The following is a 16,891-nucleotide window of genomic DNA, read 5'->3' on the forward strand; positions in this document are numbered from 1 at the left end:
TACGCGAGCGGGCGGACGGCCGATGGCCCCGTTCCCAGCGTGGACATCGGATCTTCGTATCGCCGTCATAGGCTGGAGCTTTCGCCCTCTCTTCTCGTGGGCGGAGAAACCGTCGCACATCAGAAACCGGAGAGATGACATGAACACGAAGAACGTCACCCGCATCGGCGGGATCGCCGCAGCCCTCAGCCTCACGGCCGCGCTCACCGCCTGCGCGGGCGGGCAGAGCGTCGCCGACGCCTGCAGCATTGCAAAGACCGAGATCGAGACGGCGACCTCGAGCATCACGAGCGACCTCAACGCGTCGATGAGCCAGGCGACCTCGGGCGAGAAGGTCGACTTCTCGTCGCTCTTCCAGCCGGTTCTGGACGGACTCTCCTCTGCGGAGTCGAAGGTCACCAATGAGCAGGTCAAGGCCCCGCTGAGCGCATTCGCCGACGAGTACCGCAACTTCGCCGCGATCTTCGCCGACTTCGAGATGCCCAACCTGAAGAACATCGATCCGAGCGACGAGGCCGCCATGCAGAAGCTGCAGGAGGCTCAGGCCAAGGCCGAGGAGATCTCCACGAAGGGCCAGGAATCCTCGACGAAGCTGACCGCCGAGGCCAAGAAGCTGCAGGAGGTCTGCGGCAGCTGAGACCTCTCACCAGGCGGGGCCCCGGATCCGACACCGGTCCGGGCCCCGCGTGGATCCAGGGCTCAGTACCAGAAGCTCAGACGCGGCGGCACCGTCGAGGCGAACAGTCGCGCCAGTCGCGCCGGATCATCGGCGACCAGACGTCCCGCTCGCGCGAGCGTGACGGCCGAGACTCCGCCGAGCAGCATCGCCGACAGCTCGGCCACCCCGATCGTCGCCGTGGGAATGCCGACCGGCGGTTCGTCCACGATGTCGACCGCACCGATGCCGTCGGCATCCGCCGTCAGCACGAACGTGCCGGCGGCGACGCCGAGTGGGTCGGCGATCTGCAGCGTCACCGCGTCGGCGACGTCGTAGGTGCGCGCGGACAGCGCGGCCGGCACGTCGAGGATCCGCGTGTAGTGGTGGTCGCGCACGGTGACCGTCGCGGCGCGCTGATCGGCGATCATCCACCACAGCGGTTCGTCGACCGACAGCTCGCCCGCGCGTACCGTGCCGATGAGGTCCATCGTCAGCAGGAAGCGCCACAGACCGGCGTACGCCTCGTCCGTCGCCGCGACCAGCAGCAGGACATCGACGGTCGAGGCCACGAAGTCGTGCTCGTTCTCGGTCACCTTGTACAGCGCGACGCCGTCGACCTCCCCCGCCACGGAGCGGTACTGGACCACGCGGAGCTCCTCGGCCTTCTCGGCGTCGGGCCTGATGCCGAAGAAGCGCTCCCAGTGCCCGCCGGGCATCTCGATCTCACCGGGCGTCTGCGTGCGCACGCGCTCGTGCAGCGCCGCGGCGATGTCGCGCCCCTGCGCGCGGGTGACGAAGTCGATGCGTCCCGGCGCCTCGGGCCCCACCCAGCGCGCCCGACGTGCGTCGATCGTCCACTGCGCAGCAAGTGCGGCCGGCGCGAAGCCGAAGCGGCCGTAGATCGTCGACTCGCTCACGGTGAGGATCGCGACGGGAAGCCCGCGCTCGACGGCGGTGCGCAACTCCCCCGTCATCACGGAGCGCAGGATGCCACGGCGACGGTGGGTGGGAGCGACGGTGACCGAGCTGATCGCGCACGCGGGAACGGTACCGCCCGGAAGCGTGAGCTCCGCCGCCCACGACGCGAACGTCGCGACCGGAACGTCGGGCTGCGGGGCGGTGTCGTCGAACACGCCGATCTTGCGCCGATACGCCGTGTGCGCGAAGAAGGCGTCGCGCTGCACATCGGTGCGCTCACCGCCCAGGAAGCCGCGGGAGACGGCTTCCAACCAGGGGTCGGTCTCGGTGCGCAGCGCATCGTCGACTCGGCGCACGCCGAGCCCGCGTCCATCGAGCTCGTCGGTCATCGTGCGGTCCAGCGATGCATCGTGGTGGGAGCGGTGATCGGACATGCGGGTCTCCATTCGTGCGGACGGTCTGCGGTGAGGCTCGGCCGGGTGGTGCGGGGTCGTTCTCAGGCGCTGATGACACGCGCGCCCGGGACGGGTCCGTGCACGTGCAGCACACGCGATCCGGGAGCCGCCGACGCGGCGAGTTCGGACGCCAGCGCCGCCGCTCCGCGCTCGTCGGCGGCGAGGAAGGCGACAGTGGGTCCCGAACCCGAGACGAGCCCGGCCAGAGCGCCCGCGCGATGACCGCCGCGCAGCGTCGCGGCCAGCGAGGGCCGTAGCGAGACGGCGGCCTCTTGCAGGTCGTTGTGGACGGCGACTGCGAGCGCGGCGGGATCGCCCGCACGCAGCGCCTGCATCACGACAGGGTCGGCGGCGGGCACCCCGTGCGCGGGCGCGATGTCGGGCAGGGCTCTCAAACGGTCCAGTTCCCGATACACCGCCGGCGTCGACAGTCCGTCCGCGCTCGTCACGAGGACCCAGTCGAAGCGACCCCGTGCCAGCGCGGGGGCCAGCTCGTCGCCGCGACCCGTGCCGATCGCCGTTCCCCCGAGCACCGCGAAGGGCACATCTGCGCCCAGGGGCGCCGCCAGCTCCTGAAGTTCGAGAGTCGTGAGTCCCCCGCCGAGCAGCTCGTTGACGGCGACGAGAGCGGCCGCGGCATCCGCCGACCCGCCCCCCATCCCGCCGGCGACGGGCACGCCCTTGTGGATGTCGAGGTGGATGCCGCCGCGCCACCCGAGCCGCTCGGCGACGCGCCGCGCGGCGCGGACGGCGAGGTTGGACTCGTCGAGCGGCACCCCCGACACGTCCAGGTCGCCGGTGACCGCCAGCGTGAAGTCGTCCGCCACCTGGGCCCAGACGTCTTCGTAGGCGGACACCGCCTGATACACAGACGCCACGTCGTGGTAGCCGTCGGGCTGGGCGTCACCGACGTCGAAGGCGATGTTGATCTTGCCGGGCGCACGCACGTGCACCCGGCGACCCGCCACCGCAGCGGTCGTCACGAAGCGTCCGCCCAGACCTCGCCGATGCCGGCGGAGATGACGTCGATGCGCTCCAGCTCTTCCGCGTCGAACGCGGGGCCGTTCACGGCCGCGAGGTTCTCGTCGAGCTGCTGCGTGCGCGAGGCGCCGATGAGCGCCGAGGCCACGACGCCGTCGCGCAGCACCCACTGCAGCGCGAGCTGAGCGAGGCTCTGTCCGCGCTCGCGGGCGATCACGTTCAGCGCGCGCAGGCCCTCCAGCGCAGTGTCCGTGAGACGACGGCCCGGCAGCGACGAGCGCTCCTGCGATCGCGCCGCGGTCCCGTCGCCCAGATAGCGATCGGTGAGCAGCCCCTGCGCGAGCGGCACGAAGGCGATCGCACCCATCCCCTCCTCACGCAGGACGCCGGTCAGGCCGTCCTCGATCCATCGACCGAGGATCGAGTAGGAGGGCTGATGGATGATCAGCGGAGTGCCCAGAGAGCGCGCCACCGCGGCAGCCCGCGCCGTCTGGTCGGGCTCGTACGAGGAGATGCCGACGTAGAGCGCCTTGCCCTGACGCACGAGGGTATCCAGCGCCGCGACCGTCTCTTCGATCGGGGTGACGGGATCGAAGCGGTGCGAGTAGAAGATGTCGACGTAGTCGAGCGACATGCGCGTCAGCGACTGCTCGGCGCTGGCGAGCAGGTACTTGCGCGAACCCCACTGACCGTAGGGCCCGTCCCACATGTCGTAGCCGGCCTTGGACGAGATGATGAGCTCGTCCCGGTAGGGCCGGAAGTCCTCGCGCATCATGCGTCCGAAATTGGTCTCGGCGCTGCCGTAGGGCGGACCGTAGTTGTTGGCGAGATCGAAATGCGTGATGCCGCGGTCGAACGCGTGGCGCAGTAGCGCGCGCTGGTTGTCGAAGGGGACGTTGTCGCCGAAGTTCCACCACAGCCCCAGCGAGATCGCGGGCAGATACAGCCCGCTCGAGCCCACCTGACGAAACGCGGAGGCGGAGTAACGGTCGGATGCCGCAGCGTATGGACGGTGCAGGTCGCCGCCGCGTGAGGCGGGGAAGCGCTCGGAGATGTCGGTCACCCGTCCAGGCTATCGACCGCGACCGCCCGCCGCGCCTGCCGTCCCCGAAACGCGCGGGAAACGCCCGCACCGTACGCTGAGCCTCTCCGACGACGAAGGGCGGTCCTCGTGACGGCAGCACTGGAGGCACTTTCACCGCACCCGCATCCCTGGTCGGGCCTGCTGGCCCGCGACGACGTGCGCTGGGTGGATGGCGTGCTCCACATCGTGCACGACGACCTGACGCCCGAGATGGCCCGTGTAGCCGACATCGGCCTCATCGCCGACACCCTGGCCGCCGCCGGTATCGATCCGCTGCTCGCTCAAGACGATCACGGCGCCGCCGTCATCGTGGTCGATGCCGCGGAGGGGCGCGCGGCGCTCCGCGCCCTCGCCGCCGCCGGAGCCCGGGAGCCCCTGTACGCGAAGGCGCCGGGCGGTGCCGCCCGTCTCGCCGTCGATGTGCCTCTGCCCGAGGCCGACGCCGTCTGGTCCCTGCGACTGTTCCGTCCCCGCGTCACCGACAGCGGCTTTCTCCGCTACGGCAGCGCGGAGGGCGTGCGCCTGGAGACCTGGCGCATGAGCGGCGATCTGGTCCACACGCCACGACCCACCGCGCTCACGCGGCGCGTCTTCCCGGCATCCGATCTCGTCGTCACGACGGTCTGGCGCTACGGCAGGTCGTGGCGCACCGTGGCCGGCATGTTCGAGGTGCGTCCCCACCAGGTCACCGTCGACATCGACATGGTCTTCTCCTGGGTCGACGGGTCGGCGAGCGAGTTCCAACGGCAGCGCGCCGCCCAGCAGGAGGAGTACGTCGTCGGCAAAGGCGACGACGGGCCCGCCCGCTACCGGCATGTCGACGAGCTGCGGTACGCGCTGCGCAGCGTGCACATGTACGCCCCCTGGGTGCGCCGCATCTTCATCGCCACCGACTCGCCGCAGCCAGCATGGCTGCGGGAGCATCCGCGGGTCACGGTCGTTCGCAGCGAGGAGTTCTTCGCCGATCCGTCGGTGCTCCCCACGCACAACTCCCATGCCGTCGAGGCGCAACTCCACCGCATCGACGGGCTGGCCGAGCACTTCCTCTACTCGAACGACGACATGTTCTTCGGCCGCCCCGTGACGGCGGAGATGTTCTTCACCGCGGGGGGCCTCACGAAGTTCGTCGAGTGCGACGTCCGCATCGGATCGGGCCCCACGCGCACGGAACGGTCCGGACACGACAACGCGCTGCGCGTGAATCGGGAGCTCCTGCGCGAGCGGTTCGGTCGCGTGATCCTGCGCGACCTCGAACACTGTGCGGCACCGATGCGGCGAAGCGTGGCCGCGGAGGTGGAGCGCGAGTTCGCCGACGACATCGCGCGCACCGCGGCATCGCGCTTCCGCAGCGCGACCGACGTCTCCGTGACCAACAGCCTGTATCACTACTACGCGCTCATGACCGGGCGGGCGATCGCGACGACCGAGCCGCGCGTGCGGTACGTGCAGACCACGATGGCGTCGGCCCTGAAGAAGATGCGTCGACTGGAGCAGCGCCGCGACGCCGACATGTTCTGCCTGAACGACGGCGGCGAGACGGAGGTGCCGGAAGAGCTGCGGGTGCGGATGCTCCGCGACACGCTCGAGCGGATGTTCCCGGTCCGCGCCCCGTGGGAGCGTCCACTCAGCGGCGCACGGACACCGGACGTGTCGGCGGGGCCGACGGCCGCTGCACGCCGACGCCCGTGATCCCCGCCTCCGCGAGGAGGCGCTGCGCCGTCTGCGGGTCGGTGTACTCCATGACGCGTGGCACATCGACGGGGACCACGGAATGGACCACCGTGTCGTCGTACACGTGGACGAGGTTGTAGGACTGCGCACCGTCCTGCGGGCGGGTGCCGCCGACCGGCACGGTGAGATCCTGTGCGTAACAGGTCGACGAGGCGACGGAGACGGGGATGCCGGCGAAGGTCGCGAACGTCGAGTAGTGGAGGTGCCCGGCGATGATCGCACGGACGTCGGTGCCGCGCAGCACGCGAGCCAGCCGCGCCTGATCGCGAAGCTCCACGCTCGCCGCGAGCGCGAGCACGCTCGGCACAGGCGGGTGATGCATGGCGAGGATCGTGCCCAGCGGCGCCGGGGTGGCGAGCACCGTGGCGAGCCAGGCCAACTGCGCGTCGCTGATCTCGCCGTAGTGGTGCCCGGGCACGGAGGTGTCGAGGGTGACGATGCGCAGGCCGTCGAACTCGTCGACGCGGTCGACGGGGCGAAGGTCGGCGTCCTCGTCGTCCCACAGCTCACTGCGGAACGCGGCGCGATCGTCGTGGTTTCCCATCACCCACACCACCGGCGCCTCCAGGCGAGCGGCCACGGGCTCGACCATCGCGCGCAGCGTGGCGTAGGCGGCGCGTTCGCCGAGATCGACGAGGTCGCCCGTCACCACGATCGCGTCGGGACGCACGCCCGATGCTTCGATGCCGGCCAGGGCACGCGCCAGGTGCTCCTCGCCCGACACGCGATCCCAGATGCGCGAGCCGGCCGCGCGCAGGTGGGTGTCGCTGAGGTGGAGCAGAACCCGTTCGGGAGCAGGATGCTCGGCCACACGCATAGGCGCAATGTTACAAGCATGTTTCGTGACCGCGCGGTGAACAGGACGCGACATGTCGCCGACCGACGGTCAGCGGGTCACGGCGAGGCCCGGCGTGCGCACCGGTTCTTACCGAAGCGTGCGGGCGATCGCGACGAAGTCCGCGATCGTGAGCTGCTCACCACGCGCCGTCGGGTCGACGCCCGCAGCCTCCAACACCGCCGATGCGGTGCTCGACGATCCGCCGAGCACCGGTGCCAGCGCCTGCCGCAGCATTTTGCGGCGCTGCTGGAAGGCGGCATCGACCACCTGGAACGTCGCGCGGCGCAGAGCCTCGTCGCCGCGCGGCTCGGGGTCACGACGGAACCCGACGAGCACGCTGTCGACGTTCGGCACCGGCCAGAAGACCTGCCGAGAAACGGTGCCGGCCAGCCTCCACGGACCGTACCAGGCGGCCTTCACGCTGGGCGCGCCGTAGACCTTGGATCCCGGCGGGGCGGCGAGCCGCTCCCCCACCTCGGCCTGCACCATCACGACACCGCGCTCGAGACGCGGGAAGGTCTCCATGAAGTGCAGCAGCACCGGAACGCTCACGTTGTACGGCAGGTTCGCGACGAGCACGTTCGGATCGCCCGGAAGAGCGGTGACGCGAAGGGCGTCGGCATCCACCACCGTCAAGGCGCCCTCGGGGACGCCGTGAGACGCAGCGGTGGCCGGCAGACGCTCGGCGAGGCGATGATCGATCTCGACCGCGGTGACCGCCGCGCCCGTCTCGAGGATCGCCAGCGTGAGCGACCCGAGCCCGGGGCCCACCTCGACGACACGGTCGGTGGCCGCCACCTCCGCGACATGCACGATCTTTCGCACCGTGTTGGCGTCGACGACGAAGTTCTGACCGAGCTTCTTCGTCGGGGTCACGTCGAGGTCGGCGGCGAGCGCACGGATCTCGGCGGCTCCGAGCAAGGTCACGGGCATGCGCTCCAGCCTATCCGGCGGCGCCGCCGGCTCGAGGGACGCCGCGATCGCCCCCTACGGGATCCAGTAGCCGACGGCGCAGAGCAGACGCGTCTCGTCGTCGGCATCGGCCGGTGCCTCGATAGCGGGAGGGAACACGCCCCACTGACGCCACTCGTCCGCGAACGTCACGACGTGCTCCTCGAGACCGGCGATGAGCTCCGGCGACAGATGGAACGGGATGCCGAGGTGCTTCGCGATCTGCCATGCCTGGAACGCCCGGTAGGTGGCCAAGTGCGCGAGGCCTTCGGCGGCGGGGTAGTCGCCGTAGCTGAACCGGAACGTGTCGGCGTAGCCGCCGGCGCGAACGGCGGCGGTCGCGGCGTCGTTGCGCGCGTCGTAGGCGCCGATCGGATCATCGCCCAGCAGATCGACCCCGCGCAGGTCGTCGCCGTCTGCCGACGCACGGCCGCGCAGGACGTCGGGCACCCACGCCTCGTCGTAGGTGTGGGCCTGCAGGACGTCGCGGAACGTGGGGTCGGGGGTGGAGGTCCAGTCGGCGGGCGCCGACCGGGTGAGATCGGCCGGATCGATCCGATCGATCACGTCGCGCAGGGCGGCGTCGGAACGCAGAAACAGCTCGTCGGTGTTCATGGTCGACACGCTAGACCTGGCCGCCGACACCGCTTCTCGGACGGCGACGTCGAGACGTGACGCGATCAGGCGGACGCCGCGGCGCGGGCGGCCGCGGGCAGGGCGTCGACGATCTGCGCCACCGCGGCATCGTCGTGCGCGGCGGTGAGGAACCACGCCTCGAACGCCGACGGCGGCAGAGAGACGCCGGCATCCAGCATCGCGTGGAAGAACCGGCCGTAGGCGGCGGTGTCCTGCTGCTGCGCCGTCGCGTAGTCCGGCACCCCGCCGACGACCTCGGCGCCGAAGAAGACACTGAACAGGGTTCCCGCCCGCTGCAGCACGTGGGGCACCCCGGCCGCAGTCAGCGCCGCCGTCGCCGCGTCGGCGACCGCGTCGGCCGCCGCTGCCAGCCGGGCGTACGCGGAGGCATCGGCCAGACGGAGCGTCGCCAGGCCCGCGGCGACCGCGACGGGGTTTCCGCTCAGCGTGCCGGCCTGGTACACCGGCCCCAGCGGGGCGAGCATGTCCATGACGTCGGCGCGGCCGCCGACCGCGGCGACCGGCAGTCCACCGCCGATGACCTTTCCGAAGGTCACCAGGTCGGGTACGACCTCCTCCCCCGCGTCTGCGAGCACCTGGGCGTAGCCGCCCGATGCGGCGCGGAAGCCGGTGAGCACCTCGTCGCTGATCAGCAGGGCGCCCTCGCGTCGGCAGACATCACCGACGAACGTCGAGAATCCGGGTGCCGGCGCGACCACCCCCATGTTCGCGGCCGCAGCCTCGGTGATCACGGCGGCGATCCGACCGGAATGCGCGGCGAAGACCTCCTCCAGCGCGGCACGGTCGTTGTACGGCACGACGAGCGTCTGCGCCGCGACGGCCTCCGGCACACCGGCAGAGCCCGGCAGTGCGAAGGTCGCCAGCCCCGACCCGGCGGCGGCGAGCAGCCCGTCGGAGTGACCGTGGTAGTGACCGGCGAACTTGATGAGAAGGTCCCGTCCGGTCGCGCCGCGCGCCAGTCTGATGGCGGTCATCGTCGCCTCGGTGCCGGTGGAGACCAGTCGCGCCTTCTGCACGGCCGGCACCCGTCGCACGATTTCCTCGACGAGCTCCGCCTCGGCCGGCGTCGGCGCCCCGAACGAGAGTCCGCGCGCGGCGGCGGCCTGGACGGCGGCGACGACCTCGGGATGAGCGTGACCGAGCAGCGCCGGCCCCCAGCTGGCGACGAGGTCGACGTAGCGGCGGCCCTCGGCATCCGTCACATACGCCCCCGCGGCCTCGACGAGGAAGCGGGGCGTCCCACCGACCGAGCCGTAGGCGCGCACGGGCGAGTCCACGCCACCGGGGATGACCGCGCGGGCGCGGGTGAACAGGGCGTCGTTGGTGTCGGTCATGCGAGTGCCCGTCCCTCTCGGAGCCAGCCGGCGACCTCGATCGCCCAGTACGTCAGAATCGCCTCGGCGCCGGCGCGGCGGATGCCGAGGATGCTCTCCCCGATCGCACGCTCACGGTCGATGACCCCGGCCGCGGCAGCGTGCTCGATCATCGCGTACTCGCCGGACACCTGGTAGGCCCAGACCGGGACGGACGACACCGCCGCGACCTCGGCGAGCACGTCGAGGTACGGACCGGCGGGTTTGACCATGACGATGTCGGCGCCCTCGTCGATGTCGGCGAGAGCCTCCTGCACCCCTTCGCGACCGTTGGCGGCATCGAGCTGGTAGGTGCGACGGTCGCCGGTGAGGGTCGACTCGACGGCGTCGCGGAACGGACCGTAGAACGCGGAGGCGTACTTGGCGGAGTACGCGAGGATCACGACGTCGCTGCGGCCCGCGGCATCCAGAGCCGCACGGCAGGCGGCGACCTGGCCGTCCATCATGCCCGACAGTCCGAGGACGTCGGCGCCGGCTTCTGCCTGGGCAAGCGCCATCCGCGCGTACACCTCGAGAGTCGCGTCGTTGTCGACCGATCCGTCGGCGGCCAGCACACCGCAGTGGCCGTGGTCGGTGAACTCGTCGAGGCAGAGGTCCGCCTGCACCGTCAGACGCCCCTTCGCCGCCGCGGCGGCCACGGCGATCGCACGGTTGAGGATGCCGTCGGGATCGGTCGCACCGCTGCCGACGGCGTCGCGGACGGCGGGCACACCGAAGAGCATGATGCCGCCGATGCCGGCCTCGGCCGCCTCGTCGAGGACGGCCGCGAGCTGCGCGAGCGGGTACTGCTGCACCCCCGGCATGCTCGCAATCGGCTGCGCCTCGGAGATGCCCTCTTTCACGAACACCGGAAGGACGAGCCGGCGCGGACTCAGGTCGGTTTCGGCGACGAGGCGTCGCAGGGCGGCACTGCGGCGCAGACGACGCAGGCGACGGACGGGAAACGCGGTCATCGGATGACCTCCTGGAGTCGGGGAAGGGTGTCGAGCTCGGCGATGAGGGCGTCGATGCTCTGTGTGCGGGCGGTGTGGCCGACGACGAAGCCGAGGCGCTCGGCGTCGCGGGTCGTTCCCGGACCGATCGAGGCGACGAGGGTGGATGCCGGCAGCACCCCGACCTGGCGGCGCAGTTCGCGCCCGACGCTCAGTGAGGTCAGCAGCACGACGGCGACGCGTCCGGCAGCGAGATCGGCCGCCACGTCGGGGGCGAGATCGATTCCCACCGTGCGGTAGCCGATACAGACGTCGACGGCGAAGCCGCGCAGCTCCAGCTCGTCGCTGACGACGGCGCCGGCAAGGTCGGAGCGCACCACGAGGCAGCGCCCGGTCGAGCTCGCGCTGTGCGCTGCGCACCACTGCGCGATCATGGTCTGCGCCGATGAGCGGCCCAGCGGCACGAAGTCGACGTTCGCGCCCAGATCGGCGACGGCGCGCGCGGTGGCCTGGCCGACCGCCGCGATTCGCAGCGACGTCGGCAACGTGCGTTCGCTCGCCGACAGGAAGACGGCGATCTGCTCGACGCTGGCGGCGCTCGTGACGAACAGCCACTCGTAATCGCCGTCGGCAAGCCGCCGGAAGGCGGCGTCGCGCGCGGTGGTGTCGCGCGGCGGGGCGGTGCGGATGAGCGGCGCGATCACGGGGTGGGCGCCACGACGCGAGAGCTCGCCGGCCACGCGCTCGCCCCATGCGCCGCCGCGCGGTACGAGGACGCGGGCGCCGGCGAGGGCCGTCACCGGGGCTCCCCCTCGGGGCGTGGACCGAGGTCGGCGAGATCGGCGGCCCCGGCCTCCATCAAGGCGGCGACGACGACGGCCGCGGCCGCGTCGCGTCCGTCCGCCGTCGTGAGGTCGGCACGGTCCGCGGAGTGCCCGACGCGGACGGTTCGCGCACCGTCGAGGGCGTACACCTCGGCGACCAGCGTGACGGCGTCGTGCGCGCGCCGCGCGGAGATGCCCACCGGCGCGGCACATCCGGCCTCCAGCATCCGCAGCACGGCACGCTCCCACAGCGCGGTGATTTCGGCATCCGTATCCGTGATCGCGGCGATCTGCGCGGCGACCGGGGAATCCGTGCGCACCTCGACCGCGAGCGCGCCTTGGCCGGCGGAGGTGGGCCAGCCGTCGGCGTCGAAGCGGTCGGTGATCCGGTCGGTGCGTCCGATCCGGGTCAGCCCCGCCTCGGCCAGCACGATGGCGTCGTACTCCCCCTCGTCGACCTTGCGCAGTCGAGTGTCGACGTTGCCGCGGATGCCGCGCACCTGCAGATCGGGCCGGCGCCGCAGCAGCTGGGCGACCCGCCGGGGTGATCCGCTGCCGACCACGGCGCCGTGCGGCAGCGCCTCGAGCGTGAGGCCTCCGCGCGCGCACAGCACATCCGCCACAGGGGCCCGCGGCGGAACGGCACCGATCGCGAGGCCGGCGACGTCGGCCGTGGGAAGGTCCTTCATCGAGTGCACCACGAGGTCGCACTCGTCGCGCAGCAACGCCTCACGCAGCGCCGCGACGAACACGCCGGTACCACCCAGCTGCGCGAGGGGTCCGGTGAGCACGTCGCCCGCCGTCGTGATCGGCACCAGCTCCACCTCGCGGCCGGTCGCCGCCCGCAGGGCGTCGGCGACGTGGCCGGACTGCGTGGTGGCCAGCAGACTCGCTCGGGTTCCGAGTCGCAGCGGCGCGGGTGCGGCGGCGTCGGTCACCGTCACGGCGCGATCCCCGCGAGTGCCGGCTGGAAGCCGAGTCGCTTGTTCTCGCAGCATCCGGGACGGCAGACGTCGTACCAGGGTCCGAGGTCCGTCTCGTGCGGGCGGTCGGCCGCGGCGGTGCCGTTCAGCCGCTCGACCATGAGGTCGACCAGTCCCATGACATACGCCGGGTGCGTCCCCGGAGTCGGGGTGCGGATTGCCGTGAGACCGAGCTCGTCGGCCGTCTCCATCGCCTCCGTGTCGAGGTCCCAGAGCACCTCCATGTGGTCGCTGACGAAGCCGAGCGGCACGATGAGCACGGCCTTGCGACCACGGGCGGGCAGCTCGGCCATCGCGTCGTTGATGTCGGGCTCGAGCCACGGCACCTGCGGCGGACCCGAACGGCTCTGGAAGACGAGCTGCCAGGCGCACGACGAGCCCAGCCGCGACATGATCGTCTCGGCGACGGCCGTGTGCTGCGCGACGTAGGCGCCGCCGGCGCCGAATCCGCGCTCGGGCGGGCCGGAACGGTCGGCGTCGCTGTTCGGGATCGAGTGGGTAGAGAAGAGGATCTCGATCTCGTCGTCGGCGAAGCCCTGGGCATGGAGGGCCTCGAGTCCCTCGGCGACGCCCTCCGCGAAGGGGGTCACGAAGCCCGGGTGGTCGAAGAACTGGCGCACCTTGTCGATCTCGACGGCACCGCTGAGGCCGGTGGCCTCGACGGCGTCGGCGAGATCTTCGCGGTACTGGCGGCACGACGAGTACGAGCTGTACGCGCTGGTCGCGATCGCGAGCAGGCGCCGGTGGCCGGCGTCATGGGCGTCCTGCAGGGCGTCGGCGACGTACGGCATCCAGTTGCGGTTGCCCCAGTACACCGGCAGCTCCAGGCCGCGCGCCGCGAGCTCGGCATCCAGCGCCGCCTTCAGCTCACGGTTGTGCTGGTTGATCGGCGACACCCCGCCGAAGTGACGGTAGTGATGGGCGACCTCTTCGAGGCGCTCGTCGGGGATGCCGCGGCCCGCCGTGACGTTGCGCAGGAACGGGATCACGTCGTCCTGACCCTCGGGTCCGCCGAACCCCAGCAGCAGCACACCGTCATACGCCACGGGGGCGCTCACGTGCGGATCGCCGGCGCAGGTCGCCGCCGTGGCGGCCGGCACGCGGCACCCCTCGCCGCACACCGGAGCGGCGCTCGCGCGCGGAGGCTTGGGACGGAACTCGCCGGAGCGGGGAGCGATGTTCTCGGCCATCAGCTCAGCACCTCCGCCAGCTCGTCGAGCTCGAGCCGGCGGCCCGTGTAGAAGGGCACCTCTTCGCGCACGTGACGGCGCGCATCGGTCGCGCGCAGGTCGCGCATCATGTCGACGAGGTGGATCGGGTCGTCGCTCTCCAGCGGCAGGAGCCATTCGTAGTCGCTGAGTCCGAAGGTCGAGACGGTGTTGGCGACGACCTCCGTGTAGCGGGCGCCCTTGCGGCCGTGCTCGGCGAGCATGCCGGCGCGCTCCTCCTCGGGCAGCAGGTACCACTCGTAGCTGCGCACGAACGGGTACAGGCACAGCCAGCCGCGGGCGCTCTCGCCGCGAAGGTACCCGGGGACGTGACGCTTGTTGAACTCGGCCTCACGGTGCACGCCCATCGCTGTCCAGACGGCCGTGTACGCCTGCAGCATGCCGGTGCGCCGCAGGGTGCGCAGTGCCTTCTGGAGCACGGCAGGGTCATCGACCGCGCCCGGCGTCGTGTGCAGCCAGATCATGAGATCCGCCTCGCCGCGCATGCCGGTGACGTCGTAGAGGCCGCGAACGCTGACACCGCCGGCCGTGACCGCGTCGACGGCGGCGGACAGCTCGGCGACCGCCGCCGCGTCGGGGGCCACCCGAGGACGGGGTCCGGCCAGGACGGCGAAGAGGGTGTATCCGAGCGGGATCTGTTCGGTCATACGGTGCTCCTAGGAAACCGGGTGGGTGTACAGGAAAGACGACGGCGGGGATGCCGCGAGCGCGCTGTCGAGACGTGCGGCGAGATCGCGGGCGTGCGGAATGACGGAGGCGAGGCCCGTGCCGGCCACGGCGGCCCCGGCCAGGTGGATGCCCGCGGGCAGGTCGTCGGGCGCGGCGGCGCCGACGACGGCATCCGTCCACTCCTGCACGACCAGGTCGACGACGTCGGCCGCGGCCACCTCGACGCCGGTGAGGATCGACACCTCGCGCGCGACCTCGTCGGCCGTGGCGAGCGTACCGGCGGCGGCGTCGCGAGCGGAGAGGCGCACGAGGTGGATGCCGTCGGGCGTCGCGGCGCGCGCCCAGTCCCACTTGGCGGTGATGTGCGTGAGGGCCTTGGCCGCCGTCGGCAGCGCGGCGTCTACGATCACGCCCGAGCCGACGGGTTCGGCGGCGAGGGCGGGGTGGGCGATGGCCGCCGCGACGAGGCGGACCGCCGCCGAGGAGCGCGTCGAAACGCCCGCACCCGCCAGCAGGCGCGCCGCCTCCGCCGGACCCGTCGCGATCACGACGTGACGCGCAGAGAGTGACCCGCTCGCCGTCTCGACCACGAGCGCGTCGGCGTCGGCGCGCACGGCATGCACCGCGACACCCGTGCGGATCTGAGCGCCACGCGACGCCGCGGCCTCAGCGAGCGCCGTCGGAAGGCGCCACATGCCCCCAGCGATGCCGCCGACGGCAGCGCCGGCACGCTGACCGGTCGCGATCGCGTCTGCAGCCTCGAGAAGCGATCCGCGCGCGACGAACTCGCGCCACAGACCGGGGTGCAGCTGCGACAAGCGGGCCTCGGCGGCGGGTCGCGAGTAGACGCTCCGGCAGAGCGTGTCGACGAGCCGATCGGCGACGCGGACACCGAGACGTTCGGCGACCAGGTCGTACAGCGACGGCTCCGCGTCGGCGGCGACGGGCACGCGTCGCTCGTCGCGCGCACGGGCGGCGCCGTCGGGGCCGATGATCGCGACGACGTCGTCGGCCTCCGGGTCGGCCGGGATGCCGAGCACGGTCCGCCGCGGCAGGCGAGCCCGCCGCACGCCGTCATCCGTCGCGACGGCGAGCCAGGCCCCCTGGGGGCGGGGCGCGACCAGTGCGAGATCGAGTCCGGCATCCGCGACGAGCGTCGCCACGGCATCGGTGCGTGTCGCGAACGACTCCGCGCCGAGATCGATGTCGACCCCCGCGAGCGTGCCGCGGCGCAGCAGCCCGCCCACCTCCTCCGCCGCGTCGACCACGACCACGTCACGTCCGGCACGCGCCAGCTCGTGTGCCACGACGAGCCCGCCCATGCCGGCGCCGACGACGACGACATCGGCGCCGGTCGCGGCTGCCGGCGCGCTCGTGCGAGAGGTGGTCACCGCGCGGACTCCGCGGGTGCGCGCCAGTCGTGAACGGTGCGCACCAGATCGGTGAGCACGGTGGGGTCGGTGTTCATCGGCACACCGTGGCCGAGGTTGAAGACATGTGCTCGCGCCGCCAGCCCCGAGGCGAGGGCGGCGTGGGCCGCCCGGCGACGCACATCCTCGGGGGCGAACAGCAGCGCGGGATCGAGGTTGCCCTGCACCGTGAGATCGCGGCCGATGCGGGTCACGGCGTCATCGAGGTCGACGCGATAGTCGACGCCGATCGCATCGACGCCGATCGAAGCCATGTCGGCGAGGATCTCGCCGGTGCCGACGCCGAAGTGGATCAGGGGCACATCGAGACCTTCGCCGCGCAGCGCGCGAACGGGCTCCAGGGCGGCCGCGGATGCCGGCAGCACGGCGCGCCGGTAGTCGGCGGGAGCGAGCGCTCCGGCCCACGAGTCGAACAGCTGCGCGGCGCTCGCGCCGGCACGCACCTGCAGGGCGAGGAAGCGCCCGGTCACCTCCGCGAGCCAGGCCGTGAGGTCCGCCCAGGCCGCGGGGTCGGAGTGGATGAGACTGCGGGCGCCGAGGTGGTCTTTCGACGGGCCGCCTTCCACGAGATAGGCGGCGAGGGTGAACGGGGCGCCGGCGAAACCGATGAGCGGCAGCGGCTCGCCGCGCTGCTCGCCCTCCTCCGCCAGCATGGCGACCGTGCGCTGGACGGCCTCGACGACCGCCTCGCCGCGCTCCTCCACGAGTGCCGGATCGATCCGCACGAGCGCGGCGATCTCGGCGGCGGTGCGCACGGGGTTGCGGAAGACCGGGCCGCGGCCGGCGGCGATCTCGACCTCCACCCCGACGAGGTGGAGCGGAACGATGATGTCGCTGAAGAACACCGCGGCATCCACTCCGTGCCGGCGCACCGGCTGCATCGTGATCTCGCTCGCCAGCTCCGGGCTCAGACAGGCGTCGAGCATCGTCCCGGTGGCACGCAGCGCCCGGTACTCGGGAAGCGAGCGCCCGGCCTGCCGCATGAACCAGACGGGGGTGATCTCCGGACGATCGCCGCGGAGGGCGCCGACCAGGCGAGAGGTCGAGGTGCCGTGCGCGGTCAGGGGATGTGCGGCGGCGGTGGCAGAGGCGATGATGATGCTCCCGTGGGACGGACTCGAGTGGGCGTTAATCGTTATACTAACCTCGTTCCCTTCCGTTCGACTCACGACTGGACC

General features: G+C 71.9%; 16 protein-coding genes. 2 read left to right on the forward strand and 14 right to left on the reverse strand.

Going from position 1 to position 16,891, the window contains the following annotated elements; translation table 11 throughout:
• Positions 1 to 139: 139 nt before the first annotated feature.
• Complete coding sequence (locus PP359_RS13855; RefSeq protein WP_036315271.1) at positions 140 to 637, forward strand: hypothetical protein; 498 nt, start codon at positions 140 to 142, stop codon at positions 635 to 637.
• A gap of 62 nt (positions 638 to 699) precedes the next feature.
• Here PP359_RS13855 and PP359_RS13860 read toward each other — a convergent pair whose 3' ends face one another.
• From PP359_RS13860 to PP359_RS13870, 3 genes are all read right to left on the reverse strand, one after another.
• Complete coding sequence (locus PP359_RS13860; RefSeq protein ID WP_294942821.1) at positions 700 to 2,010, reverse strand: GNAT family N-acetyltransferase; 1,311 nt, start codon at positions 2,008 to 2,010, stop codon at positions 700 to 702.
• 62 nt (positions 2,011 to 2,072) lie between these two features.
• Positions 2,073 to 3,014, reverse strand: a complete 942-nt coding sequence (locus tag PP359_RS13865) for a 4-(cytidine 5'-diphospho)-2-C-methyl-D-erythritol kinase (RefSeq protein WP_294942819.1) — start codon at positions 3,012 to 3,014, stop codon at positions 2,073 to 2,075.
• Positions 3,011 to 4,075, reverse strand: coding sequence for an aldo/keto reductase (locus PP359_RS13870; RefSeq protein ID WP_039412218.1), 1,065 nt, complete (start codon positions 4,073 to 4,075; stop codon positions 3,011 to 3,013). Before PP359_RS13870 ends, PP359_RS13865 begins: the two co-directional genes overlap by 4 nt.
• Positions 4,076 to 4,183: 108 nt before the next feature.
• Between PP359_RS13870 and PP359_RS13875 the strand changes: the two genes are divergently transcribed.
• Positions 4,184 to 5,785 carry a stealth family protein gene (locus tag PP359_RS13875; RefSeq protein ID WP_433718460.1) on the forward strand — a complete coding sequence of 534 codons (1,602 nt, stop codon included), beginning with the start codon at positions 4,184 to 4,186 and terminating at the stop codon, positions 5,783 to 5,785.
• On the opposite strand, the gene PP359_RS13880 is transcribed toward PP359_RS13875, so the two are convergent.
• The 11 genes from PP359_RS13880 to hemE all read right to left on the reverse strand — a co-directional run bounded on the left by PP359_RS13880 (position 5,721) and on the right by hemE (position 16,882).
• On the reverse strand, positions 5,721 to 6,644 hold the full coding sequence (locus PP359_RS13880; protein WP_294980591.1) for a phosphodiesterase: 924 nt from the start codon (positions 6,642 to 6,644) through the stop codon (positions 5,721 to 5,723). The genes PP359_RS13875 and PP359_RS13880 overlap by 65 nt on opposite strands.
• A 108-nt stretch (positions 6,645 to 6,752) precedes the next feature.
• Entirely contained in the window at positions 6,753 to 7,598 is an 846-nt protein-coding gene (gene rsmA, locus PP359_RS13885; RefSeq protein ID WP_295817524.1) for a 16S rRNA (adenine(1518)-N(6)/adenine(1519)-N(6))-dimethyltransferase RsmA, read from the reverse strand.
• A gap of 54 nt (positions 7,599 to 7,652) precedes the next feature.
• Positions 7,653 to 8,231 (reverse strand): DinB family protein, encoded by a 579-nt coding sequence (locus tag PP359_RS13890; RefSeq protein ID WP_112932844.1) that lies wholly within the window; start codon positions 8,229 to 8,231, stop codon positions 7,653 to 7,655.
• Positions 8,232 to 8,296: 65 nt separating this feature from the next.
• Positions 8,297 to 9,607, reverse strand: a complete 1,311-nt coding sequence (gene hemL / locus PP359_RS13895; RefSeq protein ID WP_135949712.1) for a glutamate-1-semialdehyde 2,1-aminomutase — start codon at positions 9,605 to 9,607, stop codon at positions 8,297 to 8,299.
• Positions 9,604 to 10,599, reverse strand: a complete 996-nt coding sequence (hemB, locus tag PP359_RS13900; protein WP_499250869.1) for a porphobilinogen synthase — start codon at positions 10,597 to 10,599, stop codon at positions 9,604 to 9,606. The genes hemL and hemB overlap by 4 nt, the downstream gene beginning before the upstream one ends.
• Positions 10,596 to 11,378 (reverse strand): uroporphyrinogen-III synthase, encoded by a 783-nt coding sequence (locus tag PP359_RS13905; protein ID WP_112931131.1) that lies wholly within the window; start codon positions 11,376 to 11,378, stop codon positions 10,596 to 10,598. The genes hemB and PP359_RS13905 overlap by 4 nt, the downstream gene beginning before the upstream one ends.
• Positions 11,375 to 12,346, reverse strand: coding sequence for a hydroxymethylbilane synthase (gene hemC / locus PP359_RS13910; RefSeq protein ID WP_112931130.1), 972 nt, complete (start codon positions 12,344 to 12,346; stop codon positions 11,375 to 11,377). The genes PP359_RS13905 and hemC overlap by 4 nt, the downstream gene beginning before the upstream one ends.
• Complete coding sequence (locus PP359_RS13915) at positions 12,343 to 13,575, reverse strand: ferrochelatase (protein ID WP_112931129.1); 1,233 nt, start codon at positions 13,573 to 13,575, stop codon at positions 12,343 to 12,345. Before PP359_RS13915 ends, hemC begins: the two co-directional genes overlap by 4 nt.
• The gene (gene hemQ / locus PP359_RS13920; protein ID WP_112931128.1) at positions 13,575 to 14,261 is read right to left on the reverse strand and encodes a hydrogen peroxide-dependent heme synthase; all 687 of its coding nucleotides are present in this window, start codon (positions 14,259 to 14,261) and stop codon (positions 13,575 to 13,577) included. Before hemQ ends, PP359_RS13915 begins: the two co-directional genes overlap by 1 nt.
• A gap of 9 nt (positions 14,262 to 14,270) precedes the next feature.
• A complete protein-coding gene (locus PP359_RS13925; protein ID WP_499250870.1) occupies positions 14,271 to 15,674 on the reverse strand; it encodes a protoporphyrinogen/coproporphyrinogen oxidase in 1,404 nt (467 codons plus the stop codon).
• Positions 15,671 to 16,882, reverse strand: a complete 1,212-nt coding sequence (hemE, locus tag PP359_RS13930) for a uroporphyrinogen decarboxylase (protein WP_499250871.1) — start codon at positions 16,880 to 16,882, stop codon at positions 15,671 to 15,673. The genes PP359_RS13925 and hemE overlap by 4 nt, the downstream gene beginning before the upstream one ends.
• Positions 16,883 to 16,891 lie beyond the last annotated feature (9 nt).

The organism is Sphingomonas sp. BLCC-B65, from assembly GCF_028550675.1.
Taxonomy (GTDB): domain Bacteria; phylum Actinomycetota; class Actinomycetes; order Actinomycetales; family Microbacteriaceae; genus Microbacterium.

What these genes read in the sequence shown, in the direction of transcription:
- rsmA (WP_295817524.1), bottom strand. Translation starts at nt 7,598, where the DNA reads ATGCCCGTGACCTTGCTCGGAGCCGCCGAGATCCGTGCGCTCGCCGCC.
- hemL (WP_135949712.1), bottom strand. Translation starts at nt 9,607, where the DNA reads ATGACCGACACCAACGACGCCCTGTTCACCCGCGCCCGCGCGGTCATC.
- PP359_RS13890 (WP_112932844.1), bottom strand. Translation starts at nt 8,231, where the DNA reads ATGAACACCGACGAGCTGTTTCTGCGTTCCGACGCCGCCCTGCGCGAC.
- PP359_RS13880 (WP_294980591.1), bottom strand. Translation starts at nt 6,644, where the DNA reads ATGCGTGTGGCCGAGCATCCTGCTCCCGAACGGGTTCTGCTCCACCTC.
- hemB (WP_499250869.1), bottom strand. Translation starts at nt 10,599, where the DNA reads ATGACCGCGTTTCCCGTCCGTCGCCTGCGTCGTCTGCGCCGCAGTGCC.
- hemQ (WP_112931128.1), bottom strand. Translation starts at nt 14,261, where the DNA reads ATGACCGAACAGATCCCGCTCGGATACACCCTCTTCGCCGTCCTGGCC.
- PP359_RS13855 (WP_036315271.1), top strand. Translation starts at nt 140, where the DNA reads ATGAACACGAAGAACGTCACCCGCATCGGCGGGATCGCCGCAGCCCTC.
- PP359_RS13915 (WP_112931129.1), bottom strand. Translation starts at nt 13,575, where the DNA reads ATGGCCGAGAACATCGCTCCCCGCTCCGGCGAGTTCCGTCCCAAGCCT.
- PP359_RS13860 (WP_294942821.1), bottom strand. Translation starts at nt 2,010, where the DNA reads ATGTCCGATCACCGCTCCCACCACGATGCATCGCTGGACCGCACGATG.